Below are 23,468 nucleotides of genomic sequence, written 5' to 3' on the forward strand. Positions count from 1 at the left end.
TCTAATACGCTCCCTACTCCCTTGCGCATATGAGTCTCCCTCGATACGTCGCCCGTCGGCTGGGTCAGTCGGTATTTACGCTTCTCGGCGTCGTCACGATCACGTTTCTCCTCGTCAACGCCGCTCCGGGCGACCCGGTTCGGATCTTTATCGGGCCGAGCGCCGACGCATCGGCAATCGCCGCGATGCGGGCGCAGTTCGGCCTCGATCAACCGATCCATATCCGATACATCAAATATCTTATGAATGTCGTCCAGGGCGACCTCGGACAGAGTATCAACTACCGGGTGCCGGTGACACAGAAAATCCTCGAACGGCTTCCAGCGACGCTCTTGCTCGTCGCATCTAGCTTCACGTTTGCTATCATCACTGCGGTCCCGATCGGGGTGCTTTCCGCACAGCGCCGGAATCAACTCTCCGATCACGTCTTCCGAATTTTCGGTCTCATCGGGGTGAGTACACCGAGCTTCTGGATCGGGCTACTCCTGATTATCATCCTCACGTACCACCTCGGGCTCCTGCCAGCGACCGGTCTGGTGATGCCGTGGGCGCCCCCATCAGCAGTCGATCACGCGACGACACGCCTAGACGTGCTCTACCAATCCGGAATCCACCTCATTATGCCGACACTGACGCTGGGCACGCTTCAGATGGCCGCGATTATGCGTATCGAGCGCTCCTCGATGCTCGAGGTCCTCAATCAGGAGTACGTATCGCTCGCCAGAGCATTTGGCGTCTCGGAGCGGACGATACTCCGGAAACACGCCTTTCGGAACGCACAGCTTCCTGTGTTGACCGTCATTGGACTCAATCTGACGACCGCGCTCGGAGGGTCGGTACTCACTGAGACGGTGTTCAGCATCAACGGGATTGGAACGCTCATCATCACAGGTGTGAACGCCCGGGATTATCCGCTGGTCCTCGGCACGACGCTGTTTTACGCGTCGTTGTTCGTCATCGGCGTTCTCATCACAGACATACTCTACGCGTATCTCGACCCGCGTATCTCCTACGGGGATGAAAGCTAATGAGTGACGCAACTGCCGACGAATCCACGACACACACGCCACGCTCAGGCTGGGAAGAAGTAACGACGCAGCTCCGACGCAATTCCACGTCTCGGTGGGGGATGTATATCGTCCTCTTCATCATCGTGGTCGCTATCTGGGCGTTCGTCGACGGCGTCGTGCTCGATTACTACTTCGCCGAGCGGTTCTGGTACAGTCCGATAACGGCCCCGCCTGGCTCCCGTGGCCTCCTGCCACCAGTCGGCATCACGAACGAGTACGGGACCGGCACGTGGGCCCACCCGCTGGGAACCGACCATCGCGGACGTGATATCTTGGTGCGACTCGTCTATGGGTCACGGATTGCCATCCAGATCGGGATCGTCGCGACCGGCGTCGGCGCCACACTCGGGACGATCATCGGCGCGGTGTCTGGGTACTACGGTGGATGGATCGACGACGTCCTGCAGCGAACCGTCGAGACGTTCTACGCGATCCCATTTATCGTGCTGATGATCGCGATTATGTCCGCGTTCGGGCGAGGCCTCTGGATCGCTATCGTCGGCGTGAGTGTCATCACGACGCCGATCTTCGCCCGACTGATCCGCTCGGAAGTACTCAGCGTTCGCGAAGAGGAGTACATCGAGGCCGCAAAGGCTGCAGGTGTCCGTGATCGGAATATCATCCGCCGTCACGTCATTCCGAACAGCCTAGCCCCCGTGTTGGTGCAGGCAACGCTGCAGATTGGCGTGAACATCCTCATCGTCGCCGCGCTGTCCTTCCTTGGATTCGGCGCACAACCACCCACGCCCTCGTGGGGCGCGATGCTTGCCCAGTCGCGAACCTATATGTTGCCCGATCCGTGGTTCAGCGTCTGGCCGGGACTTGCAATCCTCGTCACTGTCGTCGGGTTCAATCTCGTCGGTGATGGGCTTCGCGACGCGTTCGATCCGCGACTGAACGACTGACTACACGATACTATGAGTGACACACCACTACTGAAAGTCGAGAATCTGAAAACGCAGTTCTTCACGGAAGCAGGCACAGTCCGGGCAGTGGACGGCGTTTCATTTACCGTCGAGCGAGGTGAAATCGTGGGCCTCGTTGGCGAATCCGGTGCGGGAAAGAGCGTCGCCGTCCGGAGCATTCTCCGTCTCATCGACTCGCCCGGTCATATCGTCGGCGGCGAAATTACGTTCGACGGGAAGACCGTCGTTGGGTTCGAGGACGAACCCGGGACAGACGGCGAGCCGACCAGGCGAGAAGAGATGCTCACGAACACGGAGATGCGGTCTCAAATCCGTGGAAGCGAGATCGCACTCATCTTCCAGGACCCGATGGAAAGTCTGAATCCCGTATTTACCGTCGGGGGCCAACTCCGTGAACTGATCGAATTGAATCGTGGGCTCTCGAAGCAGGCGGCGCGTGATCGAGCAATCGAAATACTCCGTGAGGTCGGAATCCCTCAGCCCGCAGAGCGCTTCGACGACTACCCACACCAGTTTTCCGGTGGAATGCGTCAGCGTGTGCTCATCGCGATGGCACTCGGCTGTGAGCCGAAACTCATCGTTGCAGACGAGCCGACAACGGCGCTCGACGTCACCGTTGAGGGGCAAATCTTGGATCTAGTCTATGACCTCCAAGACAAATACGACGCGAGTTTCCTGTGGGTCACTCACGATATGGGAATCGTCGCTGAGATCTGTGATCGCGTCAACGTGATGTATCTCGGTGAAGTCGTCGAGCGCGCCAGCGTCGACGACCTCTTCTACAATCCCCAGCACCCATACACCGAAGCCCTACTGAACTCGATCCCGCGACCGGACCAATCCACCGAAGATCTCCAACCGCTCGAGGGGGCGATGCCCGAGCCGATCAACCCGCCCTCGGGATGTCGGTTCCACGACCGCTGTCCGGAGGCTCGCGAGGTCTGTCAGCGAACCCATCCGGATCTCCGGACGGTGACCGAGGCGGGACAGTACGCCGCGTGTCTGAAACACGATGCCTTCGAGGCGGCATACGAGACCAGCCGGCCACTCACCGACGAGAGTCCAGCTGCAGGGGGTGACCGACGTGAGTAGTCATCCCGAAGAGTCGGAGGAGGACCCGCTCGTCCGCGTATCAGGGCTGACCAAACATTTCGACAATTCGAGCGGATTGCTCGGCAGTTACGAGTTCGCCCCTGACGGGCTGAGTTTTCCGTTTACGCACAATCCGGAGACCGTTCGTGCAGTTGACGGCGTCTCCTTCGAGATCGAACAGGGCGAGACACTCGGTCTCGTCGGCGAATCCGGATGCGGGAAGTCGACGCTCGCTCGCGTCCTGCTCCAACTGCTCTCACCGACTGACGGTGACATCCACTTCCAGGGCGAGAATCTCGCGGAACTGAGCAACGAGGCGCTCCGGCAGCGGCGTGAAGACATTCAGATGATCTTCCAAGACCCGCAGTCGAGCCTGGATCCGCGGATGAAGATCGGCGCGATCATCGAAGAGCCGATGGAAGCCCACGGACTCCGGGATGCCACCGGGCGCGAACAGCGGGCGAAGGAACTCTTAGAATCGGTCGGGCTAGAGCCGCAGTACTACGATCGGTACCCACACGAGTTCTCGGGCGGCCAACGCCAGCGGATCAATCTGGCACGCGCACTCTCGGTCGATCCGGACTTCGTCGTCCTCGACGAACCGACGAGCGCCCTCGACGTATCCATCCAGGCACAGATCCTGAACACACTTCAGGACCTCCAAACGGAGTTCGGGCTGACCTACCTGTTCATCAGCCACGACCTCTCGGTCATCCGCCACATCAGCGATCGCGTCGCCGTAATGTATCTCGGAGAGTTGGTCGAGGTCGGAGACGTCGACCGGCTCTTCGAGGATCCGAGGCACCCCTACACACAGGCGCTCCTCTCCTCGATCCCGGTTCCGGATCCACGGAGCCGCGGCGAGCGGAGCGTCCTCCACGGCGACGTGCCGAGTCCCATCAACCCCCCATCTGGCTGTCGGTTTCGAACACGCTGTCCCGCCCTCATTGTGCCAGCCGAGTATGACATCTCTGATAGCGAATGGGCCGACGTCCGCGAACTGATACGCGCTGTCGATCGGCGTTCCTTCGATGCAGACAGTGTGTCGCATATCCAAGAGCAGTTCCTGGATGGTCGGCTTACAGACACCCGCTGTCAGGAGGTCGTGACTGAGGCAATCGAGCACACTGTCGCCGATGAGTGGGAGCGTGCGACCGAGCTACTGCAGACGGAGTTTGCTGAGAAAAGCGTGTGTGCAGAGACGGCGCCGAGTCTCGACAGCATCACCGGAGAACCCACGACCGACCGGCGTGTGGCCTGCCATCTCCACGGATCAGAGGGCGAACCGATACAGCACGAATGAGCTGCGCCGATCGCCTTCACGGGCCGAACTGACGACACACCAACGCACATCTGAACTATGTCAAAACACGATATCCACGAACGAATCGAAGCGCGCCGGACTGACCTCGTCTCGTTGACCAGAGATCTCTGGGCGAACCCGGAGCTCGCACTCGAAGAGACAGCATCGGCCGAACTACTCGCGTCCACGCTTTCCGAGGAGGGATTCGAGGTCGAATATCACGTTGGCGGGATGCCGACCGCCTTCGTCGCCTCCTATGGCGATGGGGACCCAAAGATCGGGATCCTCGGAGAGTACGATGCCTTGCCCGGCCTCTCACAGAAATCGGTACCGTACCGCGACCCGGTTGAAGCGGGCGGGTCGGGCCACGGATGCGGTCACAATCTTTTCGGCGTCGGCAGTCTCGGCGCTGCAGTTGCGGTCAAGGAAGCGATCGAATCGGGTGACCTCAGTGGCACAGTACGGTACTACGGCTGTCCGGCCGAGGAGACGCTCGTAGGCAAGGTCTATATGGCTCGTGCGGGCGTCTTTGACGACCTTGATGCCGCTCTCACCTGGCATCCAAGCCACGTTTCAGCACCCTGGAAAGGACGCTCACTCGCGATGAACTCGATCGAGTACACGTTCCACGGGGAATCAGCTCACGCCGCACAGTCACCGGAATCGGGGCGGAGCGCCCTTGATGCCGTTGAGTTGATGAACACAGGCGTCGAGTTTATGCGGGAGCACATCTCCGACGACGCTCGCATCCACTACTCCATCACGGAAGGCGGCGGAGCACCGAACGTCGTGCCAGCCGAGGCGTCCGTGTGGTACTTCGTACGGGCGCCATCTCGGCACACGACCGAGAAGATCACCGACTGGGTCGACGACGTTGCCGAAGGGGCGGCGCTGATGTCTCAGACGACCGTCAAGCGGCGCTTCATCACGGGATGTCACGACTATCTCGCGAACGACACGATTTCGGACGTGTTACTCTCGAATATGCGTGAACTCGGGGCGATCGAGTACACCGAATCGGACCGTGAGTTCGCAGCCGAACTCCAAGAAACGCTTTCCGAGGAGACAATCGAGAACCGATTGGCCGATCTACAGTCGGACGAACGAGAAGCCGCCAGGGATCGCGCACTGTACGCGGAACCGATGGCGTCCTTCGATGAAGGGACCGTGATGAAAGGTTCAACGGACGTTGCAGACGTGAGCTGGATCACGCCCGTAGCCCAGTTCTGGGCAGCGTCGTGGCCCATAGGCACCCCGTCTCACTCCTGGCAGGCGGTCGCTGCCAACGGGGACTTTGCGGCGAAGTCTGCGGTATACGCGGCGAAGGCCATAGCTGGGACTGCTTACGATCTCTTGGTCGATCCATCGATCCTCGAGGCGGCGGCAGAAGAACTGGACGCGACTCGTCCCAGCGAGTACGAAACGCCGCTGCCGGAGAGTGCAGAACCACCGACGAATATGGAGGTGAACTGAGATGGCAGTCCACGCATCTCACCGCAGTCCAACGGGAGTGAGCGACCGTGAGTGACAGCGCCGACTACCGGCTAGAACGGATGACGTGGGAAGATGCTGCGAGCGCGCTCGAAGCCGCAGATTATGTTGTGCTGCCGTGTGGAAGCACCGAACAGCACTCGCTTCACCTTCCGACGTCGGTCGACACGTTGCGCTCGTCATACCTCACAGACGAACTTGCGGAACGTGCGCCGGATCACGACCTCGAGTTACTCGTGCTTCCGCCGCTCCCGTATGGCTACTCCGAGCACCACCTCCCGTTTGCAGGAACGATTACCCTTGATGCCGGCACGTACCAAGACGTTGTCGTTCAGATCGGCCGCTCAGTGAAAGAACACGGCGGCGACCGGTTCCTCATTACAAATTTTCACGCTGGGAACATCGAACCGCACAAATTAGCTATCGATCGTCTCCAGCGCGAACACGACCTACCGACACGGTATGTCAACTGGACGGATTTCGCACGGGACGAACTCGAAGAGCGATTCGGCGACGAGTGGGGCCACGCCGGAGAACACGAGACGAGTGTCATCGAACACTACTGCCCGGAGTTGGTACGGGATGAAAAGAAGAAGCCCCAGACGATGCACGAGTCCGAAGAATCCGAAGCCTTCCGATACTTCGATGACCTCACCGTCGAAGGTGGATTAGGAGACCCAACAGCCTCAGACCCGACGTTCATTGCTGAGGTAATCGCAGAAACCACCGATAGAATACTTGCAGATCTTCAAATCGAACAGTGATATGAGCGCGAATAGTAGATCGCAGCCGGCGTTTCGAGCAGGTCGACCAGCGAACGAGAGGCGACAATGAGTCGCGCGACAGTCTGTCTCACTGTCGATTTCGACGGTGTTTCCTCGTGGATTCACTCCTTCGGCGAGGCGGATAGTCCGACGAACCTCTCGCGTGGACTGTTCGGAGTCGACACCGGCGCACCCCGTCTGCTCGACCTCTTCGACGAGCACGACATAGAGACGACGTGGTTCGTTCCCGGTCACACGATCGAGAGCTTCCCTGACGCCGTCGAGTCGGTCTGGACGGCCGGCCACGACATCCAACATCACGGCTGGTCACACACGCGACCGGGCACATATCCCGACGAGGCGAGCGAGCGAGCCGACATCAAACGAGGCATTGAGGCTATCGAATCGCTTACCGGCCGCCGCCCGACGGGATATCGCTCACCATCGTGGGACTTCTCAGAGAACACCCTTTCTCTACTCGAGGCGTTCGATTTCGAATGGGATTCGAGTCAGATGGGCACCGAGTTCCATCCCTATCCACTCCGCAAGGGGTGGCAGGCGCCGCCTGATGCACCTTTCGAGCGAGGCGAGGCGTCCGCAATCGTCGAGGTTCCAGTCTCGTGGCAACGGGACGACTTCCCCGCGTTCGCATTCAACCGCCAGCGAGGCTTTGCAGACGAGCCGGCAGTGTTCGATATGTGGCAATCACAGTTCGAGTGGATGTATCGGAACGTCGATAACGGAGTCTATGTACTGACGATGCACCCACAAATAATGGGGTACAGTCATCGGGTCGAGCTGCTCGACTCCCTGATCGAGACTATTGCCGAGTACCCGGAGGTGGAGTTTACGACCGTCGACGCGGTTTCCGAGGGTGTTTGACACCGCCAGGATTAGACGAGAGCAGACCCACCGTCGACGTTCACGACACTCCCCGTCATATAGGCACTCCCTTCACCACACAGGAAGTGGATCACACGAGCGACTTCGTCTGGATCACCGAGGCGGCCCGCCGGAAGGCGCTCGACGAAGGCCGCTAACTCCTCGTCGGACCAAAGTTCCGAGTCGGTCGCGAGTGGCGTATCGATGAGACCGGGAACGACAGAGTTCACCCGTACACTGGGAGCAAGCTGTTTCGCGAGCCCCTTGGTTAGTCCGAGTACACCGGCTTTCGAGGCCGAATAGTGGACGCCTGCGCTCGCGCTCCCTCGTTGTCCCGCGGTGGAAGAAACGTTCACAATCGCGCCATCACCACGTTCGTACATTTTCGGTCCGACAGCGTGGGCAACATTATACTGTCCAGTGAGATTGACATTGATAACCTCTTGCCACTCCTCAAAGGTGAGATCGCCGAGCCAATAGTACCGCGAGATTGCCGCGTTATTCACCACAGCCGTAATATCGTGCGTTTGCTCGATCTGATCGACGACTTCGTGTACTTCCTTGTGATCACTCACATCCACCACAGAGGTCGATACAGCCTCATCGAACGTATCGTGGATCGTCGGATCGATATCGAGTGCGGCAACGTGGTCGGTAGAGCCATCATCCAGAAACTGCTCGACCACCGCTTGCCCAATACCCGAAGCCGCACCTGTCACAAGCGCACTTGACTGCATACGTCTTCCATATCCCGACTAATCAAAGATCTGTTGTGATCCAATCAGCGACTCTCGGAACACGCCACGCAGTCCGGAACGACACCACGTTTTCGATGACCTGCATCACCGATTTCTCGTTCGGTCAGTACACTGCCAGTGAGTGCTGCCAGTGCTGTCACCACAATCAGCTACCCTGCGCACCGGATTCGTTCACTTGTGGGCCAGGATTCGAAGAATAGAGTGAATCCCTGCTTGCTCAGCGAATTTGCTCTTGTGAGCACTCTCGATCCAGATGTGGAGACCCACAGATTGCTGCTCAAAACGCTGCGTCTCCCTCGCTTGGAGCGTTGGCTGCGTGCTCACGAGGCGTACGTCCGAACGTCGGCGTTCGCATCGGTGTGTACACTCTGCCAAGGCGGCGCGGGCGTCGTGAGCGTGGCGGTAACCCAGCGCCCTACACGCGTTCTCACCGACGTGCGGGCCCTCGTCGTCGAGTAACGCGATGGACAGGGGTGTTAGCAGAGCCCCTGTTTCGGGGGAATCGTCGGCGACGCGGCTCAATGCACCGCTGGCGTTGATGCGTGCGTCAGTGTCCTCGAAATACTACGGCACTGCCGGTGCCACGGCGTTATCTGTGACGCCAGTTCTTGGGATGGCGTTCCTTACTCCAGAGAGCGGGTGAAATTGGATCATCCCATCGTCTGGTGTACACTACAGTAACCTATTTTGCCGTCTCATAATATTGCGTCTGTTGTGCGAACATCGAAGGCTGTTGCGAATCGGATGGTAGACCTGTTGTTTACCGATGCGCGTACGCTCCGGTTCGATTCGATATTGTACCCGGTGTGTCCGGACGGGGTAGTCGTTGATGCAGTATATCGATATGTGGAGCAAAACCAACTGGACCCCCCAAATGGTGTGGCCGTCACGTCGAACAATGAGACGGCACAGCGACTGCGAGAAGCGTACGGGAACCGTGACCTAACCGTCGTAGAATCAACGATTTTAGCCGAAGACCCCGGGGTCGAGCGGACCTTCGATTTCGTGGTTGCAAACCCGCCGTCTATCGGGTGGCAGTCGTTGTCAGCGGAGCGGCGGCGTGAATTCGCAGCATCACTACGGCACGTTAGTCCGGATGACGGGTCGGTTGTGCCAGCTGTGATGTATATCGACCGAGCGCTCCAGTTTCTCCGTCCTGATGGGCGCGGTGTGTTCCTCACAGCTCCAGAATTAACGACGCAACGGACGGCTTCGGCCGCGCAGCAGTACGTGGCACCGTTTGTGAACGACCTCGTCGAACTCCCTACTGAGGCGGACGGAGCAGGTACTGACTCACGGGTGCTGACTGTCGTGACCGGTGAAGGCGAAGGAGAATACGAGCCTGACAGGCGGGTCAACGAACCGGAACCAGAACAGGTCGAATCAAGCCTTGTGGCAGCGGCACACAACGACACTCAGCGCCGCGTGGCGGAAGCAGTGATGACCCCAGCCGCTGAACTCGATGTCGTGGCAGCGAACCGAGACGTCGCATCAGTGTATTTGGATCTGTTTGCAAAGGACTACGACACTACGCTCGTGTACGAAGATCCGGATCGACGGGCAGGACTTCACGGGTTCGTATCACGCGCTGAACTCACAGTAGAGGACGGAGCCACTGTCGCCACGGCTACCGAACCGATTCCTACAATGCGGTGTGTCGCACTTGACGCCGGGTTGGATACGGTCGTCTCAAAACTCGGACAGCAACGGTTCTGCTTCGTCGGTGAGCCGACTGGACCGCACGGCCTCATCACTCGATACGATTTGAACAAACTCCCGGTCTACCACCAATTGTACGACCAGTTCGCTCGGTTCGAAATCGGGCTGCGGCAGTTCATCCGGCAGGTGGCTCCAGGCTGGGACGAACGAACTGATGTGACGCTCGGGGTATACGGTGCAAACGATCTTGTTGCCGACGAACTTGCAACCGCGCAGTTACGTGACCTCGTCAGTATCGTGACGGAGCTTGAACTCACTTCCGAACTCGGCATCCCCATCTCTGAGTATCGAGCGTCGCTCCAAGACTTAGTGAGCCTCCGGAACGGCGTCGCGCACTATAATCCGGTCGTACACGTGATGAGCTCACGCCCGACCGCAGACGATCCGGAACGCGGAGCACCACAGCTCGCCACCGAGTATGAGTTGTTAACGAGCTGCGTGGACACACTGACTTAGCTGCCACCGGGGAAGTCACGATATGTGTTTCACGACTTCGCAACTGAATCAGTCGTGGCACGCTGCGTGCGCACCTTTTAATGCGCCGGCTTCGGCTCGCTGGTGAGAGCTGCATCAAAAGCCTGCGAACCTCCCGTTTGTCGGTTCGCTCCCCGCTCGCTCACTGCGTTCGCTCGTGGATTCTTGCGGTGACAGCGACCCGTGCCGCTCTGCGATCGTCACCTCAGATGATCCGTGCTGGTGGCCCGTGGTACCTGTCGTCCAGCGCAGACCCCCCGAGAGCCTGGTACAGTGCAATCAGGTCGGCGACGTCGCTCGTACGGTAGTCTTCGAAGAGGCGCGTGAGTTCTCGGTGGACGCTGGTCGCTTCGATCCCGGCTTCGACGTTGTCGACGTATCGTTCGCCGATGACGTGCCCGATATGTTTTCCTTGCACGGCGGGGCTTTCGCTCTCCGAGAGGTACGAGTCGGGGACGGTGTAATCGTCGTACCACGCGCTTTCGTCGTCGATTCCGGCGGGGTCCTACGCTTTCCAGTCTGGCAGGATGTGCTGGTCGTCCCAGAGTTCCGCAGCGTATTCGTCGGCAGCGGCAAGCGCCACGTCGATGTGGCTTTCGAACAGGGCTTCGGTCCGGTCTCGCACCGCTGTATCGGCTGTGGCGTCGAGAGCCGCTGCCCGGGTGCGTAAGTGCTTCCCATCGAACCACGCCCCGTTGTACGTGAGGAGGCGGTCGATCGGACGTTCCTCACACCACTCGAACAACCGTTCGAAGAGGTTGATCGTGTACGTATCGCCCCAACCGCCGCGTCGGAACAACACACGTCGGTTTCTGGCGTCGCGCCCACGCCTTCGCGTACGCGAGGCCGACAGCAACCCATTCGTAGTACTGTGAGTCGTTCGTGTTCTCGGGCGGCTCTTCGAACGGGCTTGCCGTCTCGATATCGAGGACGAGTGGGGACATACCCTGGGGCATCCGCGCCGGCTTATTGAGTGACGCGGGAAGGGGGAGTCGATGGGAGAGAACGACGGGTTCTCCTCCCAGTGGCTGTGAGGGTCCGAGCGACGGCCGCTCTCAGCAGCAGCCGAACGCACCCTCGACAGGCCGACCGGTCGCCGTGCACCGCCCGGGCGGCTCCGGTAGTCGAATGCGACACTCAGGGTTTCACGACGAGTTTCCCGAGAGAGCCGCCAGCGAGGATCTCCTGGTGAGCGCGTCGGTGTTCTCGAACGCGTACGTCTCCGCGACGACAGCCGTCACCGCGTCCTGTTCTAGCAGTCGAGCGAGACGGTCCAGGACTGGACGCCGATCCGGCCAGTTGTCCATCTTCAGGGGCTGGATGGTCACTTCTTTGTTGTAGAACGGCCGCCCGTTCGTCTCAGGGATGTGCCCCATCGTACTGATGATCTGCCCGCCTTCGGTTACGACTTCCAGATCCAGGTCGAGGTACTCCTCGAGCCGGTGATCGAGGATCGTTTCCACGCCGGCGCCGTCGGTCGCGGCGAGGATTTCCTCGGCGAGTGAGTCGCTGTTGTAATCGAGTGCAGCGGTCGCACCGAGGTCTCTGAGTTGGCTGCGAGCGGCTTCGGTTCCGGCGGTCGCAATCACCTCCGCGCCACTGTGCGCGGCGATCTGGACGGCAATGTGCCCGACGCCGCCCGAACCGCCGTGAATGAGGACGCGATCACCCGCTTGAATACCGGCGAGTTCTTCCAGCGCCGTCCACGCCGTCGCGCCGACGTTACCGATGGCTGCGCCGACCGTCCACGCCACGTCATCGGGCAGGTGCGCGATCTTTGCAACTGGGACGGCAGCGTACTCGGCGAAGGTCCCGCCGGTGGCCCGATCCATCCCGGAGATGAAGACGCTGTCACCCGGCTCGAATTCCTCGACGTCCGCTCCGACCTCCGCAACGAGTCCCGCGCCGTCGCCGCCGGGAATCGTCGGAAGCGGGAGGTCACCGTACTGGCCAGCGCGGAACATCACGTCGACGCGGTTGACGCTGGCAGCCCGGATTTCGACGAGGACCTCGTCGCGTTCGGGGGTCGGGCGGTCCACTTCATCGACCTGGAGGACGTCCGCGCTGCCGTGGTCGTGGTAACGAACGGCTCTCATCGCTTGCCCACCTCCGATTGGAAAGCCACGGTGCTACCGGACCGAACGATACGGAACTGACAACCGATCGTGACTGGGGGTGTCGTCATCACACCCGGATCAAACAGGGCTATCGGCGTAGCGATTCTGTGGAGTATGCTCCAGGGGTTTATATTGGTCAGCCGTGAGGAGTCTCAAACGAGACACGTATGAAACACATCCGGATCACCGTCCGTCCGGAGCGTGAGCAAGCACCTGAGTTCCTCCGGTACATACTGGCGTCCCCCGCCGTCGACGAGGCACGTGCGATGGATTGGAACCGCGGCGAGTCGGTGCGCTCGACGCACCTGTACGCGATCGACGGCGACGGGGCGACGTTCGTCGAGTTGGCACGCGAGACGACCGGTGTCGAAGCGGTCGAACACGCAGCCACAGACACGGGCGTGACGTATGCACTCGTCACGTTGCGGGACGCGGCGATCCCGATCTTCGGCGGGTCCGCGACGGCGATCGATCGCGCTGGATTGGTGGTGCGACGGCCACTCGTCTACCGTGAAGGCTGCATCCACGGGCACATCGTCGGCGATCCGGAGACGGTACAGTCGACGATCGACGGCCTCCCGGCGACGGTGGGCGTTCAGATCGACGCGATTCAGGAGTTTCCGAGCGCTGAGGTAGATCCATCGACGACGCTGAGTGACCGCCAACAGGAAGCGCTGCAGGTGGCTGTCGAGTTGGGGTACTACGACACGCCGCGGAAAGCGACACACGCTGACGTCGCAGCAGAGTTGGGCTGTGCACCGAACACGGCGAGCGAACATCTCCAGAAGGGAGAAGCGAAACTGGTCAGGGCCGGGCTTGCAGCGTTCACGCCGTCACTGTGAGGCTGTATAGCCCTGGACACGATACGTTGTCCGGGTCTGACAGGACTCACTCCCGCGTCACGGCGACGAAGCAGGCCAAGCGGCCACCGAGCATTACGATCGTATTCCTGGGTTTGAGCAATCGGAGGGTAGCATCCGGGAAATACGGAAGCAACGGGTAGTCGAGAATACGATGAGCCCGCAGACGGCGAACAGCCCATCACCGAGCGTGACGGTTCTCACACGACGGTTACGTTCCCGTCGGCACACGAGGAAGTTGAGGCCGCTGAGCCTCGCAGCGAGGGCGAAAACGCCGAGACTGACGTCCGGTTCGAGGAGTTGCGCGAGTGGCATCCGGAATGTACACAAAATCGGTGCCACGTGCTCGGCGATCGACGTGTTAACAGAGGAAGGTAAGTGAAAACCACCTTGGCGTCCAGGTGTCGATTCACTCAGATTCATTGAGCTATCCAGTCGGACACCGGTTGGTGGGCTTGCGGGGGAAGTAGTGCCGACGACTGGAGTCCGTAGATCGTCCACGGTGGCTGAGGTGCCCCTATCTCTACAACACTCCCGGCTTCAGTACTCATACGGACAGAACGTCGGCAGGGCAACTCGCCAACTGTGTCGGATATATCCACTTAGTTATCACCAGGCCGACGCTGTGATCGTTGAGGCGGTCCGGTGTCGCTCCCCGACCGAGTACTGATACCCCATCCGTTCACGAGAGGTGATCGAGCAGCGCCTCGGTGACCTCCTCGCGCTCGTGGTGGACCCAGTGTGACGCGTCGGGGAATGTCTGAAGCTGACCTGTTTCACAGTACGCGAGGCTTTCCTCCGCCATAGAAGGGACGAGTCCGACATCGTCCTCGCCCCAACAGATCAGCGTTGGCTGGACGACCGTATCGCGTGACGGACGCTCGGACCGCCTGAATGCCCGATACCAGTTTATCCGCGGCTCAATACCGGTGTGCCGCCACGCTGCCCGATACCGCGCGATCGTTTCGGCATCGAACGTTCCGGCATTCGAGGAGATGTCGAGCGTGGCGACCATGTTCTCCATCTCGTTCCGACGCAGCATCCATTCGGGGAGCTTCGGGAGCTGATAGAACCAGACGTACCAACTCCGCGCGAGTTGGCGGAGACTGGAGCGGAGCGTCTCCCGGTACACCGTCGGGTGGGGAACGTTACAGATTCCGAGCCGATCAACGACCGTCGGTTCCCGAAGCGCGACGTTCCACGCGACGAACGCGCCGAAATCGTGCCCCACGATATGCGCCGACTCGCGTCCCTCACTGTGGATTAATTCACGGACGTCGGCGACGAGGTTCGACAGCCGGTAGGCGTCGATTTTGTCGGGTGCGTCGCTCAGGTTACAGCCCCGTTGATCCGGGACGATCACACGATAGCCGGCGTCGGCGAGTGAAACGAGTTGATCGCGCCAGCCGTACCAGAAATCGGGGTGCCCGTGCAGCAAGACAACCAGGAGACCGTCAGGATCGCCGGCTGTGACGACGTGCAATCGGACGCCATTCAGGTCGCGATAGGTCGATTCGACACCGTGAGCAGTTAACAACGATGCGTCAGTGTCTGGAGGTGTTTTTGTGGCAGTCATCTGATTCAGTCGCGGATTTCGATCGGTTACGAGGCCTGTCCCACCTTTGGACGCCGTCTGAAGTGACAGTACGCGACAGATCCGATTAGATTGACTGCCGTCTGTGTGTGGCTCTTTTTATCCCGGCGGGGCGAGCGGACGCCAACGCCGTCGACGGTGGTCACTCACCGGACGGTTCTCGGGATGCATTCGCAAATGACATCACTGTACCATCTCGCTGAACACCCGTTCTTCGACCTTCCGGAGGTGCTCTCCCACTGTTCCGGGGGATATCCCAACCGTCTCGCCGATATCCTCGAGTGACGCCTGACGCGGTTCGCGGTAATATCCCAGTTCGACCGCAGTTTCGAGAATGTCTTCTTGTCGGGCGGTGATCAGCCGACTGAAAGACGATTCGTCCGCGTCGTACTCGCCCATATTGAGAATGTCGACCGTCATCGAGTCGATCTCGTCGACGTAGTCGAACAGCTTTCTGAAGGTGTCTTCGGTCCCGAGGTACGTTATTTTGAGATGGTCGTCGGCGGTGAAACGAATCGGCGTATCGATCACCAGGAACGACTCCCGTTGGAGTTCCAGCGCCCGTCGGACTTCCTCGGTCGGGTCGAACTGACTCACTGCGATCCACCGGTCGTCGCCGGCGGTGAGATAATCGATCACGTGCGGGGACTCCGCCATAATCTGTTTGTACCGATCTTGACTGCCGCTCGCTTCGGCCAGTAGCAACACGGTGTCGTCGGCCAAGAGTTCGACGTGATGGATGGCCTTCCGGTCGATCGTCGGTTCGTCCGTTAGTTCGCCCCCGAGTGGATGGAATGCGCCGTCCCCGTTTGGTTTGATTGCCACCGTGAGATACCGCATACGCCGATATGCAGGGCGTTGGAAGATAAATCTCCGCGGTCGAGCGACACGCCGCTATAGTAGCGTTTGCAACTGATTGCGCAGCCGATCGCACGCCGTCGTGCGATCGTGTGAGTGAAGACTTGCAAACGCTACTATAGGCCGGAAGAAGATCCAGCACTACTGGTACTTATATCACATCACAGGTGAGGCAGCGTACCTACGGCGTTCGGTCAGAAACAGACACGTGTGGACGATGTCCCAGCACCACCGTTCGACCGCCCTCCGTCCCCCGGAGACGGCGGTCGCCGCCCTCCCAAACGACGCCGTCGTCGACCGTGAGACACACGAGAATGCACCCGCGGTCGTGATCCGTGCCGACCGGGTTCAAGCCGTCCTCTCGACGCTTCGGTCAGCGGCGGAGTTCGACCATTGCTCGTGTGTGACGGCTCAAGAGTACAAAGACCGCTTCGAGACGACCTACCACCTCACGAGCTACGACGATCGAACGCGTGAGCTGTCGGTTGTCGTCCCGACAGCGAAGGACGACCCTGTCAGCGAGTCGGCAACGCCGGTCTACCGGACAGCCGAGTGGCACGAGCGAGAGGCCTATGATCTGGTCGGGATCGAGTACGAATGCCATCCTGACCTGCGACGGATTCTCCTCCCGGAGACCTGGCAGGGGCATCCGTTGTCGCTTGAGTACGATCAGACCCGCCCACAGCTCGTGACGCTCACCGAGCACGCGAACCCGTTGCAGGACGACCACCGTGAAGGAGCCGACACGATGCACATCAACATCGGCCCGCACCATCCCTCTACGCACGGGGTCCTTCACCTGGACGTCGCGCTGGACGGGGAGACGATCGTCGATGTCGAGCCGGATATCGGGTACATCCACCGGTGTGAGGAACAGATGTGCCAGCAGGGAACCTACCGCCACCAGATTATGCCGTACCCCGACCGGTGGGATTGGGGCGGTGCGGGCCTCCTGAACGAGTGGGCCTACGCCCGCGTCATCGAAGATTTGGCCGGGATCGAGGTCCCCGAGTATGCCCAGGTCGTCCGGACGATGAGCGCCGAACTATCTCGCATCCTCTCGCACCTGCTGTTCACGGCGATGTACGCGCTGGATGTCAGCGGTGAGTTTAATGCCATGTTTATGTACGGGTTTCGGGACCGGGAACTCGTCCAGGACCTCCTGGAGGACCTGACCGGCCAGCGGATGATGTTCAACTTCTTCCGGGTCGGCGGCGTCGCGTGGGACCTCCCCGAACCGCGTGAGGAGTTCCTCGAGGACGTGCGCGCCTTCACTAACGAGTTGCCGCGGAAACTCGCCGAGTACCACGACCTCCTGACGAGCAACGAAGTCTTCCAGGTACGGTGTGTCGACACCGGCGAACTCCCGCCGGCAGTCGCAAAGCAGTATGGAGCCACCGGACCGGTCGCACGCGCCTCCGGTATCGACTACGACCTCCGACGTGACGACCCGTACGGCTACTACGACCGTCTCGAGTGGAACGTCATCACCCGTGACGGCTGCGATAACTTCGCTCGCGTGCTCGTTCGACTGCAGGAGATCGAAGAATCAGCAGCCATCGTCGAACAGTGCGTCGACCTGCTCTCAGACTGGCCGGCAGCGGACCGGACCTGTCAAGCCAACGTGCCACGGACGCTGAAACCGTCCGGCGAGTGCTACCGGGCCGTCGAGGGCGCAAAAGGCGAACTCGGGATCTACATCCGCGCGGACGGGACCGAAACACCCGCGCGGTTCAAGATCCGCGGGCCGTCGTTCTCGAACCTGTCTGCGCTGCCGGCGATGGCGGAAGGCGAGTACGTCGCCGACCTCGTCGCAACGCTCGGCAGTCTGGACACGATTATGGGGGAGGTGGATCGATGACGGTACCGACCCCGACATCGTGGCGGAGAGACGCCGACCAGCAAGTGACCTGTATCGCCTGCGGCGAGACGGTCGACCGTGAAGCTGCGCGGGAATACGACAAACAGGGCGACCGCTGGAACCGTGACGACAAGGAGTTCGAATACCTCTGTAAGCCCTGCCACAGCGGGTGCTGTCATCAGAACCGCGACGGACTTGAAGAGACGCTTATCGCCGCCGGCGCTGGTCGGACCGACCGACGGACGTTCCTCAGGCAGTACTGCGAACTCTCAGCGGACGATGCGGATCCATCCCGGAACGAACCGTAAGAGAACAAACGCCCGACGCAATCACATCAGCGGAATGACGTCACCAGACAATACGACCCAGATGACCGCCCACCAGTACCGCTCTCGAACCGAGACCGACCCGGCGTCGAACCGGCCGATGTCGGTCGCAGAAATCAAAGAATCGTACGCCGAGTACGCTGACTGGATCCACCGGTTCGACTGGCTCGCTCACCTCGTTACTGGCCGCTATCGTCGCACGCAGTTCGGGGATGTCGACGGAAAGGTATTAGATGTCGCCTGCGGGACTGGAACGAACTTCCGATACCTTCCGGAGACGGTCGAACTCGTCGGCATCGACATCAGTCCGCAGATGTTGGCCCGAGCCGAAGATCGGCTTGCAGAGCTCGATATCGACGGCACGCTATTGCAGATGGATGCGCAGGACCTCGACTTTGCCGACGACAGTTTCGATGCAGTGATTTCGTCGCTGTCGACGTGTACGTTCCCCGACCCGGTCGCTGCGCTCCGTGAGATGACTCGGGTGTGTAAGCCCGGGGGGACGATTCGCCTCGTCGAACACGGACGCAGTGACGTGGGACCGATCGCAAGCTATCAGGAGTGGCGGACCGACGCTCACTACAGCCAGACCGGCTGTCGCTGGGATCAACAGCCCCGTGATATCGTCGCTGAAGCGGGTCTCACGGTCCAAGACACCGCTACTGGACTTCTCGGGACGATCACTACCTTCGAGATCAGCCCGGACAGCAGTGCTGAATGACGGGTGCGTTGGCCTCCAAAGCGGTGGAGTGGCTCGTCGCCGGCGGCGTCCTGACCGTTCTCGGAGCACTGATCAGGTTCCGCGGGTGGACGTTCCTACTCGCGGGCTACGACGAGACGTCGCGTGTCCCTGACGACGTGGTCCGGCAGGTGGCCGGAAACACGGTTCTTCGCGTCGGGATCGCCGTTGTCGCGTTCGGGCTGATCACCGCTGTGACGGATCCGCCGAGGGTTCTCGGCGTCGTGCTGGCGAGTGCGATTCTGGTGGCCGTGTTGCGATTGGTCTACCGACTCAACACGTGGCCACCGGACCCAACGAGCGGGACGCGGTGAGTTGATCGACGATGCAGTGGCTCGCCAAATCGTTTTTGACGCCCGATTAATGGAGCTCAGCTGATCACAGATCCGCGAATTGCAGTCGCTACGTGTCCGCGACGTCCACGACCTCGTAGCTGAGATTCTGCTCCCTGAGTTTGTCGGTGTGTGCCGAGAGCAGATCTGTCGAACATAAAAGCAGTGTGTCGAGTCCCTTCGCCGCTGCTTCCTGGACAGCGGACGCGCTTCCGAAACGGATATCCGGCTCGAGATTCGCTGCCGCCGCGACAGCGATCGCTTCGACTCCACCAACCGCTATCAGATCGTGGATTTCGGCCATCTCAGCGATTCGATTGGAATCTACTGCCGAACTTCCACCGTTTCGAACCCGTGGGATCGAGACGATCGTCACCGAACCTAGGTCGTAATCGACGACCCCGTCGAAGTTCGTAATTCCAACGTCCTGCCCCGCCTCCGCGCTCGTCACTGCAACTGCAGTTGCGCTCCCGGTGCCTCCAGACATAGCCCGTAGAACACCCTCTTGCATCGTCAGTGAAACGTTCTCACCTTCGTTGATCGCTGTCGTCGCGATGGCAGTCTCGACCTCGACCTGTCCAATGACGTCTTCAGAAATATGTTCGATGAAGTGGCGCAGCTCGTCGGTCTGTGAAATGAGCCAGTCGACCCCTTCTTTGGTTACTTCATATCGACCACGGCCGTGTTTGTTGACGTATTCGTGTTCAACCAGGTCTTGAAGGTAGTCGCTCACGGCCTGGGCGGTGATCCCGATAGCATCGGCTATCTCTTGTTGGTTTACCGCGGGTTGTCGTTCTGCGATCTGAGCGAGGATCTGGTACCGAGTGGCGTTTCGCTTGCTCTGGAGAACGCCGAATTCCTCGGGATCGGCCGCGTTCTTCGGCATTATCTCTTCTCTGGGCTGCGAAGTAAAGTAGCTTTGGCTTAGAACGCGTGAGATTGGGAAAGTGTCCTGGCTGCGGGGATATAATCAAATTAACTTTCCCTAAGACAACCAAAATTGTTTTACGCCTCACGGTAGTTGTGTTCAGCGATGGCACACGTATCGCTCCCACACGATGCGAAGGCCGGTCCGACGAAACCGGAGGTCAGGGCCGTCCTTCTGCGCAAACTCGACCTCGGGCCGACCGACCACTTCGCAGAGGTCGGTTCGTGTACCGGCGCCGTCACGATCGAGGCGGCGCGGCGCGCGGGTCGGGTCACTGCACTCGAACGAAACGCAGAACGAATCGAAACGACCAGAAAAAATCTCGCTGCCAATGAGGTGACCGGCAATGTTGACCTTCGGGAAGCCGAAGCTCCTGAGGGGTTACCCGACGACGCAGACACCCTGTTCATCGGCGGCAGCCGAAACTACGAGGCGGTCCTCGACAAGGCAGTCGAAACCGGGGTTGACCGTATCGTCATGAACGTTTCGCGGCTCGAAGTGGCTGGAGCCGCCACTGAGGCGTTCCGCGAGCGGGACCTCCTAGCAGACGTCGTTCAGTTCCAGGTGAGTCGTGGATACGAACTCGCCGGCGCGACGAGTTTCAATGCCGACAACCCGGTGTATATGCTGGTGGGTGGGACCGGTGCGGTCGCGGCAGACGGGGGACCGCGATGACACTCTATGGTATCGGACTCGGCCCCGGCGACGCCGACCTTGTAACCGTCCGTGGACGTCGCGTCCTCGAAGCGGCGGACGTCGTCTACTCGCCAGGACGTCTCTCTCGGTCGGTTGCGACCGAGCACGTCCCCAGAGACCGAATCGGTGACGTCGACTTCCCGATGACTCGCGACGAGGACGAGCTCCGGCGAGCGTGGCGCGAGGCCGCTGAAGAGATCGCACCGCGCGCTCGCGACGGAACTGTGGCGTTCGTCACGCTCGGTGATCCGAATATCTATTCGACGTTCGGGCACTTGCGTCGAACACTCGCCGCGTTTCACCCTGATGTCGACATCGAGGTCGTCCCCGGGGTGAGCGCCGTAACGGCCTTTACCACGGCCCTTGGCGTCGAGATTTCTTCCGGGGCGAGTCTCGCGCTCCACGAGGCCGCTCGTGGTGCAGCACCTACTGGGCCGGATCGGATGATTCTGTTCAAAGTCACCGACGTCCCGACGACTCACGAGCAGCTCGTCGAGGCGGGCTATGACGTGATGTACGGCCGCCGACTGTATATGGAGGAAGGCGAGACGGTCGTGACCGACGATCCCGAAACGCTGACTGAACGCGACTACTACACGCTGGCCTACGCGGAGAAACGCGATCTCGGTTCAGAGCCGGCGACTGCGGCCTTCGAGGGGCCCGAATCGGAGAGTAACGCCGGCACTGGAACGAGGGCGAAGACCGATGGCGGGGCGAAGCCTGCCACAGAGCCCTGGTCCGGGGAGGAGTTTCGGCGTGATACTGTGTCGATAGAGCGGGCCGAAGGTGAAGCCTGCGGCGACGAAGTCCCGGAGGCCCCGCCGCGATGACCGACCCGCAAGACGCTATCGATGCGGAGGCGGACACCCGGGCGGTGGAGCGGGACCCTCGGATCGAGGACCGAACTGCTGGCGAGAGGCAGGAGGGGATCCCGTTCATCGGTGCCGGTCCCGGCGACCCAGGGCTCCTCACTGTCACCGGTAGAGAGCTGGTCGAGGCGGCAGATCTCATCGTCCACGCCGGATCGCTGGTCAACAGTGAACTCCTCGACGAATACGGTGCGAGCGCCGAACAGGTGTCGAGCATCGGTAAGGACCTAGAGGAGTTGGTCCCGCTGATGCGGGACGCCTACGAGGCGGGGCGGACGGTCGTCCGTCTCCACAGCGGCGACCCAGCAATCTACGGAGCAGCGCTGGAGCAGATGGACGCCCTAGAACACGAGGGGGTGCCGACCTACATCGTTCCGGGTGTGACCGCTGCGTTCGCCGCAAGTGCTACGCTTCGGACCCAGCTCACGCTGAACGGCGTGGCCAACCACGTCGCCTTCACCCGCCCTCAGGGGCAGACCCTCGATCCCGAAGACGATCACATCGGCGAGTTCGTCGAGATGGGCGACGTGACGACCTGCATCTACCTCGGCACCCACGCGGTCGACGAGATGATGGACCGCCTCCTCGAAGACGGTCACGACCCGGAAACGCCGGTAACCGTGATTTATCACGCCTCGTGGCCGGACGAGGAGATCATCGAGGGGACCATCGGAACGATCGGCGAGCGTCTTGAGGCAGCCGGCTACCGTGCGTCCGCGCTTGTCATCATCGGCGACGCGGCGCGAAAAGCGGGGTACGAGCGTTCCTACTTGTACGGTGACTGGGCGAACCGCAGTTCCACTGAGAGCGAAGCAGACGATTAATTTATGAGTACTGACACGAACGAACCGGAATCGGGTGAATCGGACGGCCACTGTGCGACGCCGGACTCCGACGGCGAGGTGGCCGAGGAAATCGCGATCATCAGCTTCGAACGAAAACTCGACACCGCTCGCGAGATCGAGGCAGAAATCGGCGGGGCATACGAGCGCGTGGATATCATCGAGTACCACGGCGACGTGTTTGCGGCACACTGGGGAGAGTACGATTGCTTTGTCGGGTTGATGGCCTCGGGGATCGCGATGCGCAAGACTGCGCCGCTCCTCGACGACAAGTGGGACGATCCCGCTATCGTCGTCGTCGATGAGGAACTCACGTGGGCAATCCCGATCACGGGTGGGCACCACGGTGCGAATCAGGTCGCCCACGACCTCTCCCAACTGGGCGCAGTCCCGGCGATGACGACCGCGAGCGAGGCTGCGGGCAAGCAGGGCGTCGAGAGCAAGGCGAAGGCGCTCGACACCCACGTCGTCAACGGCGATTCGACGGTCGCGACGAACCTCGCCGTGTTGAACGATGAACTCGGTCCGGTCACCCGTCTCGACGGCCCCCGAGCGGTCCTCGTCGGCGACGACGTGACCGTTCTCAAGCGCAACGGTGAACCCGGTGTCGTCCTCGGGACCGGGACCGTCTCGGGGGTGAAGAAAGCGCAGATACTCGATGCCTGGGAGGCTGTCCTTGACGACCTGGATCTGGAGTTCTCGGCCGTGGAATTCGTCGCGACCGGCACCCGAAAGGAGGGTGAAGAAGGACTGTACGAGGCGGCACAGGAGATCGGTGCGGGAGTCGTCCTCTTCGAGAAGGAAACGCTGGAGGCGTTCGAGGGGCCCTCGCCCTCGCGGTCGAAGGAACTCATCGGCTGGCCGGGTATCGCTGAAGCGTCGGCTATTGCCGGCGGCCGAGAGCACGACCTCGCCCGGAAGAAAGAGCGGTTCGACGACGCCGTGACCGTCGCGGTGGGGCGGTAAT

General features: G+C 60.7%; 24 protein-coding genes. 17 read left to right on the plus strand and 7 right to left on the minus strand.

The genetic code is table 11. The features are described from left to right. Positions 1-29: 29 nt before the first annotated feature. The 7 genes from BLU74_RS12800 (at position 30) to BLU74_RS12830 (ending at position 7,528) form a co-directional block, all read left to right on the plus strand. Positions 30-1,028 (plus strand): ABC transporter permease, encoded by a 999-nt coding sequence (locus BLU74_RS12800; RefSeq protein WP_089767901.1) that lies wholly within the window; start codon positions 30-32, stop codon positions 1,026-1,028. Continuing rightward, on the plus strand, positions 1,028-1,975 hold the full coding sequence (locus BLU74_RS12805; RefSeq protein WP_089767903.1) for an ABC transporter permease: 948 nt from the start codon (positions 1,028-1,030) through the stop codon (positions 1,973-1,975). Before BLU74_RS12800 ends, BLU74_RS12805 begins: the two co-directional genes overlap by 1 nt. A gap of 12 nt (positions 1,976-1,987) precedes the next feature. Next, the gene (locus tag BLU74_RS12810) at positions 1,988-3,088 is read left to right on the plus strand and encodes an ABC transporter ATP-binding protein (protein WP_089768172.1); all 1,101 of its coding nucleotides are present in this window, start codon (positions 1,988-1,990) and stop codon (positions 3,086-3,088) included. Continuing rightward, positions 3,081-4,391, plus strand: a complete 1,311-nt coding sequence (locus BLU74_RS12815) for an ABC transporter ATP-binding protein (RefSeq protein WP_394327875.1) — start codon at positions 3,081-3,083, stop codon at positions 4,389-4,391. The genes BLU74_RS12810 and BLU74_RS12815 overlap by 8 nt, the downstream gene beginning before the upstream one ends. A 57-nt stretch (positions 4,392-4,448) precedes the next feature. Further along, positions 4,449-5,864: an amidohydrolase gene (locus tag BLU74_RS12820; RefSeq protein WP_089767908.1), complete on the plus strand. Its 1,416-nt coding sequence runs from the start codon at positions 4,449-4,451 to the stop codon at positions 5,862-5,864. Positions 5,865-5,944: 80 nt separating this feature from the next. Beyond that, entirely contained in the window at positions 5,945-6,646 is a 702-nt protein-coding gene (locus BLU74_RS12825) for a creatininase family protein (protein ID WP_089767911.1), read from the plus strand. A 66-nt stretch (positions 6,647-6,712) separates the two neighbouring features. After that, positions 6,713-7,528 carry a polysaccharide deacetylase family protein gene (locus BLU74_RS12830; RefSeq protein ID WP_089767912.1) on the plus strand — a complete coding sequence of 272 codons (816 nt, stop codon included), beginning with the start codon at positions 6,713-6,715 and terminating at the stop codon, positions 7,526-7,528. 11 nt (positions 7,529-7,539) lie between these two features. On the opposite strand, the gene BLU74_RS12835 is transcribed toward BLU74_RS12830, so the two are convergent. Beyond that, entirely contained in the window at positions 7,540-8,265 is a 726-nt protein-coding gene (locus tag BLU74_RS12835; RefSeq protein WP_089767915.1) for an SDR family NAD(P)-dependent oxidoreductase, read from the minus strand. A 735-nt stretch (positions 8,266-9,000) separates the two neighbouring features. Here BLU74_RS12835 and BLU74_RS12850 point away from each other — a divergent pair. Beyond that, the gene (locus BLU74_RS12850) at positions 9,001-10,461 is read left to right on the plus strand and encodes a DNA methyltransferase family protein (RefSeq protein ID WP_139175767.1); all 1,461 of its coding nucleotides are present in this window, start codon (positions 9,001-9,003) and stop codon (positions 10,459-10,461) included. A 223-nt stretch (positions 10,462-10,684) separates the two neighbouring features. Here BLU74_RS12850 and BLU74_RS19350 read toward each other — a convergent pair whose 3' ends face one another. From BLU74_RS19350 to BLU74_RS12860, 3 genes are all read right to left on the minus strand, one after another. Then, complete coding sequence (locus BLU74_RS19350) at positions 10,685-10,897, minus strand: hypothetical protein (RefSeq protein WP_245705795.1); 213 nt, start codon at positions 10,895-10,897, stop codon at positions 10,685-10,687. Positions 10,898-10,984: 87 nt separating this feature from the next. After that, positions 10,985-11,281 (minus strand): hypothetical protein, encoded by a 297-nt coding sequence (locus tag BLU74_RS19355; RefSeq protein WP_245705796.1) that lies wholly within the window; start codon positions 11,279-11,281, stop codon positions 10,985-10,987. 343 nt (positions 11,282-11,624) lie between these two features. Then, entirely contained in the window at positions 11,625-12,575 is a 951-nt protein-coding gene (locus tag BLU74_RS12860) for a quinone oxidoreductase family protein (protein ID WP_217635377.1), read from the minus strand. A gap of 188 nt (positions 12,576-12,763) precedes the next feature. Here BLU74_RS12860 and BLU74_RS12865 point away from each other — a divergent pair, with 188 nt between their 5' ends. After that, positions 12,764-13,438, plus strand: coding sequence for a helix-turn-helix domain-containing protein (locus BLU74_RS12865; protein ID WP_089767923.1), 675 nt, complete (start codon positions 12,764-12,766; stop codon positions 13,436-13,438). Positions 13,439-14,138: 700 nt separating this feature from the next. On the opposite strand, the gene BLU74_RS12875 is transcribed toward BLU74_RS12865, so the two are convergent. Together BLU74_RS12875 and BLU74_RS12880 are read right to left on the minus strand one after the other, a co-directional pair. Continuing rightward, positions 14,139-15,032 carry an alpha/beta fold hydrolase gene (locus BLU74_RS12875; RefSeq protein ID WP_089767925.1) on the minus strand — a complete coding sequence of 298 codons (894 nt, stop codon included), beginning with the start codon at positions 15,030-15,032 and terminating at the stop codon, positions 14,139-14,141. A 201-nt stretch (positions 15,033-15,233) separates the two neighbouring features. After that, entirely contained in the window at positions 15,234-15,890 is a 657-nt protein-coding gene (locus BLU74_RS12880) for a helix-turn-helix domain-containing protein (protein ID WP_089767928.1), read from the minus strand. Positions 15,891-16,125: 235 nt separating this feature from the next. Between BLU74_RS12880 and BLU74_RS12885 the strand changes: the two genes are divergently transcribed. The 4 genes from BLU74_RS12885 to BLU74_RS12900 are packed head-to-tail and all read left to right on the plus strand — an operon-like array spanning position 16,126 to position 19,148. Next, positions 16,126-17,769 (plus strand): NADH-quinone oxidoreductase subunit D, encoded by a 1,644-nt coding sequence (locus BLU74_RS12885; RefSeq protein WP_089768175.1) that lies wholly within the window; start codon positions 16,126-16,128, stop codon positions 17,767-17,769. Then, positions 17,766-18,077 (plus strand): DUF7562 family protein, encoded by a 312-nt coding sequence (locus BLU74_RS12890; RefSeq protein WP_089767930.1) that lies wholly within the window; start codon positions 17,766-17,768, stop codon positions 18,075-18,077. Before BLU74_RS12885 ends, BLU74_RS12890 begins: the two co-directional genes overlap by 4 nt. 34 nt (positions 18,078-18,111) lie before the next feature. Next, the gene (locus BLU74_RS12895; protein ID WP_245705797.1) at positions 18,112-18,816 is read left to right on the plus strand and encodes a class I SAM-dependent methyltransferase; all 705 of its coding nucleotides are present in this window, start codon (positions 18,112-18,114) and stop codon (positions 18,814-18,816) included. After that, a complete protein-coding gene (locus BLU74_RS12900; RefSeq protein WP_089767932.1) occupies positions 18,813-19,148 on the plus strand; it encodes a DUF3784 domain-containing protein in 336 nt (111 codons plus the stop codon). The genes BLU74_RS12895 and BLU74_RS12900 overlap by 4 nt, the downstream gene beginning before the upstream one ends. An 88-nt stretch (positions 19,149-19,236) precedes the next feature. Here BLU74_RS12900 and BLU74_RS12905 read toward each other — a convergent pair whose 3' ends face one another. Next, the gene (locus BLU74_RS12905) at positions 19,237-20,052 is read right to left on the minus strand and encodes a DUF7839 domain-containing protein (RefSeq protein ID WP_089767935.1); all 816 of its coding nucleotides are present in this window, start codon (positions 20,050-20,052) and stop codon (positions 19,237-19,239) included. Positions 20,053-20,199: 147 nt separating this feature from the next. Here BLU74_RS12905 and cbiT point away from each other — a divergent pair, with 147 nt between their 5' ends. Genes cbiT through cbiG form a run of 4 tightly spaced genes read left to right on the plus strand, consistent with a single transcriptional unit; the run spans position 20,200 to position 23,467 of the window. After that, entirely contained in the window at positions 20,200-20,769 is a 570-nt protein-coding gene (cbiT, locus tag BLU74_RS12910) for a precorrin-6Y C5,15-methyltransferase (decarboxylating) subunit CbiT (protein WP_089767937.1), read from the plus strand. Then, positions 20,766-21,620, plus strand: coding sequence for a cobalt-factor II C(20)-methyltransferase (locus BLU74_RS12915; protein WP_089767939.1), 855 nt, complete (start codon positions 20,766-20,768; stop codon positions 21,618-21,620). The genes cbiT and BLU74_RS12915 overlap by 4 nt, the downstream gene beginning before the upstream one ends. Next, positions 21,617-22,483, plus strand: coding sequence for a cobalt-precorrin-4/precorrin-4 C(11)-methyltransferase (locus BLU74_RS12920; RefSeq protein ID WP_089767941.1), 867 nt, complete (start codon positions 21,617-21,619; stop codon positions 22,481-22,483). Before BLU74_RS12915 ends, BLU74_RS12920 begins: the two co-directional genes overlap by 4 nt. A 3-nt stretch (positions 22,484-22,486) precedes the next feature. Further along, complete coding sequence (gene cbiG / locus BLU74_RS12925; RefSeq protein WP_089767946.1) at positions 22,487-23,467, plus strand: cobalt-precorrin 5A hydrolase; 981 nt, start codon at positions 22,487-22,489, stop codon at positions 23,465-23,467. Position 23,468 lies beyond the last annotated feature (1 nt).

The organism is Halobellus clavatus, from assembly GCF_900107195.1.
Taxonomy (GTDB): Archaea; Halobacteriota; Halobacteria; order Halobacteriales; family Haloferacaceae; genus Haloquadratum; species Haloquadratum clavatum.

Bases quoted from the DNA above. Each gene is read 5' to 3' on its own strand.
- BLU74_RS12885 (WP_089768175.1), top strand. From the start codon at position 16,126: ATGTCCCAGCACCACCGTTCGACCGCCCTCCGTCCCCCGGAGACGGCG.
- cbiG (WP_089767946.1), top strand. From the start codon at position 22,487: ATGAGTACTGACACGAACGAACCGGAATCGGGTGAATCGGACGGCCAC.
- BLU74_RS12875 (WP_089767925.1), bottom strand. From the start codon at position 15,032: ATGACTGCCACAAAAACACCTCCAGACACTGACGCATCGTTGTTAACT.
- cbiT (WP_089767937.1), top strand. From the start codon at position 20,200: ATGGCACACGTATCGCTCCCACACGATGCGAAGGCCGGTCCGACGAAA.
- BLU74_RS12905 (WP_089767935.1), bottom strand. From the start codon at position 20,052: ATGCCGAAGAACGCGGCCGATCCCGAGGAATTCGGCGTTCTCCAGAGC.
- BLU74_RS12805 (WP_089767903.1), top strand. From the start codon at position 1,028: ATGAGTGACGCAACTGCCGACGAATCCACGACACACACGCCACGCTCA.
- BLU74_RS12880 (WP_089767928.1), bottom strand. From the start codon at position 15,890: ATGCGGTATCTCACGGTGGCAATCAAACCAAACGGGGACGGCGCATTC.
- BLU74_RS12860 (WP_217635377.1), bottom strand. From the start codon at position 12,575: ATGAGAGCCGTTCGTTACCACGACCACGGCAGCGCGGACGTCCTCCAG.
- BLU74_RS12915 (WP_089767939.1), top strand. From the start codon at position 20,766: ATGACACTCTATGGTATCGGACTCGGCCCCGGCGACGCCGACCTTGTA.
- BLU74_RS12865 (WP_089767923.1), top strand. From the start codon at position 12,764: ATGAAACACATCCGGATCACCGTCCGTCCGGAGCGTGAGCAAGCACCT.
- BLU74_RS12820 (WP_089767908.1), top strand. From the start codon at position 4,449: ATGTCAAAACACGATATCCACGAACGAATCGAAGCGCGCCGGACTGAC.
- BLU74_RS12825 (WP_089767911.1), top strand. From the start codon at position 5,945: ATGACGTGGGAAGATGCTGCGAGCGCGCTCGAAGCCGCAGATTATGTT.
- BLU74_RS12890 (WP_089767930.1), top strand. From the start codon at position 17,766: ATGACGGTACCGACCCCGACATCGTGGCGGAGAGACGCCGACCAGCAA.
- BLU74_RS12830 (WP_089767912.1), top strand. From the start codon at position 6,713: ATGAGTCGCGCGACAGTCTGTCTCACTGTCGATTTCGACGGTGTTTCC.
- BLU74_RS12810 (WP_089768172.1), top strand. From the start codon at position 1,988: ATGAGTGACACACCACTACTGAAAGTCGAGAATCTGAAAACGCAGTTC.
- BLU74_RS12895 (WP_245705797.1), top strand. From the start codon at position 18,112: ATGACGTCACCAGACAATACGACCCAGATGACCGCCCACCAGTACCGC.
- BLU74_RS12920 (WP_089767941.1), top strand. From the start codon at position 21,617: ATGACCGACCCGCAAGACGCTATCGATGCGGAGGCGGACACCCGGGCG.
- BLU74_RS12900 (WP_089767932.1), top strand. From the start codon at position 18,813: ATGACGGGTGCGTTGGCCTCCAAAGCGGTGGAGTGGCTCGTCGCCGGC.
- BLU74_RS12800 (WP_089767901.1), top strand. From the start codon at position 30: ATGAGTCTCCCTCGATACGTCGCCCGTCGGCTGGGTCAGTCGGTATTT.
- BLU74_RS12835 (WP_089767915.1), bottom strand. From the start codon at position 8,265: ATGCAGTCAAGTGCGCTTGTGACAGGTGCGGCTTCGGGTATTGGGCAA.